The sequence below is a fragment of the Microbacterium sp. zg.B48 genome, from assembly GCF_024623505.1.
Classification (GTDB): domain Bacteria; phylum Actinomycetota; class Actinomycetes; order Actinomycetales; family Microbacteriaceae; genus Microbacterium.
In genome coordinates this window covers 1-2224 of record NZ_JANJFE010000023.1, presented here as the reverse complement: position 1 = coordinate 2224, position 2224 = coordinate 1, and the positions used below count along the sequence as shown (strand labels likewise).

At 69.9% G+C, this 2224-nt stretch carries 2 protein-coding genes; both read left to right on the top strand.

Going from position 1 to position 2224, the window contains the following annotated elements:
• Window positions 1-74: 74 nt before the first annotated feature.
• On the top strand, window positions 75-296 hold the full coding sequence (locus NQ152_RS16965; RefSeq protein ID WP_257504029.1) for a hypothetical protein: 222 nt from the start codon (window positions 75-77) through the stop codon (window positions 294-296).
• 24 nt (window positions 297-320) lie between these two features.
• A complete protein-coding gene (locus tag NQ152_RS16960) occupies window positions 321-2033 on the top strand; it encodes a hypothetical protein (protein ID WP_257524819.1) in 1713 nt (570 codons plus the stop codon).
• The last annotated feature ends 191 nt before the right edge of the window (window positions 2034-2224 follow it).

The following is a 2224-nucleotide window of genomic DNA, read 5'->3' as shown; positions in this document are numbered from 1 at the left end:
CCACGACCTCTGTCCGTGCCAGGGCACCAGGAGGCGAGCAATAGGATGGGGCAGATGAGCGGAGCACGGGGCCGATGAGCGACTCGCAGAGCTACTGGTACAACCTGACGGCCAGGGCGGTGGAACGCGCGGACACGCGCCCGTCAGAAGACACCCTCGGGCCGTTCGCCACCGCCGCGGAGGCGGAGGATTCCCCGGCCCTGCTGGTGGAATATGCCCGTGCGTGGCTGGAGAGCGAAGAGAGCGAGCCCTTCCGTGCGCTGGTCGAAGGCGAAGACGGCACCGACCTCATATGACCGCCCTCGTATGACCGCGATCTCATGACGCGGCGCCGTTTCCGCGCACCGCTCGCACTCCTGCTCGCGGCAAGCCTCGGGGCAAGCCTGACGGCGTGCGCCCCCGGGCTGCCGGACACGGTCGTGCCGGGCACCCGGATCACCGTCGGGTGGGCGGGTCCGTTCACATCGGCGAACGCCGCCGCATCCCCGACGGCCGGAAACATCGCCATCGCCGAGGCGATCCGAGGCGGGTTCGGCCACGTGCGGGAGGGGGAGTTCGTCGCGGACGAATCGTTCGGCACCGTCGCGATTCTCGCGGACGACCCGTTCACGGTGCGGTACGACCTTGCTGAGCCGGCCTGGTCGGACGGCATCCCGCTGGACGCGGCCGACCTTCTGCTGGGCTGGGCGGCAGCCGCCGGGTACTTCGCTCCGGAGGGGGACTCCGGAGCGATCCAGACCCAGCCGGATGCCGACTCCGACGTTCCGTCAGTCGACGAGTTCGCCCGGTCGATCGATGTGACGTTCGAGCCGCCGGTCACCGGCTGGCAGCAAGCCGTGACGGTGCCGGTGCCGGCGCACGTCATCGGCCGACGCGCCTTGGGCATCGACGATGCGATGGAGGCGAAACAGGCGGTCATCCGGGCGATCCAGGACGAGGACCGGGCGGTGCTCCAGGACATCGCCGAGGTCTGGAACGACGGCTTCACGGTCTCCGCCGGCGACGAGATCGCCCCCGACCTGCTGCTTTCCAGCGGGCCCTTCCTCGTCGACGAGGTCCGAGACGAGGCAGAGGGGCAGAGCGTCACACTCGTCCCCAATCCCGCCTTCCGCGGATCCGTGACGCCCAAGGTCGCCCGGATCGAGCTGGTGCCTCCTGGAGACCAGCCGATCGCGGACGTCGGCGGCCGGCTGCACGTGGCGATCGTGGCACCGACGACCGCAATTCGCGGGCCCATCCGGGAACTCGAGCGCAAGGACTTCACCGTGAACACGTCGCATGACGGGACAGCGTGGGCTCTGCTGCTGCGCCCCGGCGGCATCTTCGCCTCGCAGCCGGCGCGCGCCGCGTTCATCCGTGCGACGTCGGCGCCGGCGATGGTGGAGCGCGGCTCCGGCCTGTGGGCGTCGGCCTATACCGGCACGGCATCGATGCTGTCGGCGCCGGGATCGCGTGCCTACGACATCGTCAACGAGGATTCGGGGTTCGCCGTGGCGCTGGGGTCCCCGGCCGATGACCCGGTGCGGGAACGCGAGTCCGCCGGAGTTGCCGACCGGTCACCGGTGTGCGTGCTCTACGACCGGGCCAGCGAATTCGGTGCGGGTGCTTTCGCCGCTCTCCGGGAATCTGCCGCAGAGGCGGGGTGGAGCGTCGTGGACTGCAGCAGTGAGGACTTCGAGGCCGCGCTGGCGCAGCGCGCCTGGGACGCCGTGATCGCCCGCACGCCGATCCCGCAGACTCCGGAGCAGATCGCCGCGCAGTGGGGCAGCGCAGGTGCGGCCTCACTCTCCGGGCATGCCGATGCCGCCCGCGACCAGCTCATCGCGCAGTACGCGCAGACCGCCGACATATACGAGGCGCGTGAGGTTCTCGCTCAGATCGAGGCCACGATCGTGCAGGCCGCGGTCGCTCTTCCCCTTGCCGTGAACCCACTGGTGACCGTCGTCGACCGTGGCGTGACAGGCGTCGCGACGCCGACCGGCGACGCCGCTCGGCTGATCCGGGACGCCGCGCAGTGGGAAGCGATCCCATGAGCGCGGGTGGGTGGGTTGTTCTCCCCATCGCGACCGTTCGCTCGCGACTCATAGAGTCTCTAGTGGAGGTGTGGCCGTGGGGATGATGTTGCCGAACGAGCTGGTCTGGGTGATGGAGAAGCTCGGGTTCGAGTGGCCGGACATCGATGAGGACGAGGTGCGCAAGGGCGCGGTTCTGGTCCGCAATCTGG

Excerpts from the sequence above, each read along its gene's own strand:
- NQ152_RS16965 (WP_257504029.1), top strand. The coding sequence starts at position 75 with ATGAGCGACTCGCAGAGCTACTGGTACAACCTGACGGCCAGGGCGGTG.
- NQ152_RS16960 (WP_257524819.1), top strand. The coding sequence starts at position 321 with ATGACGCGGCGCCGTTTCCGCGCACCGCTCGCACTCCTGCTCGCGGCA.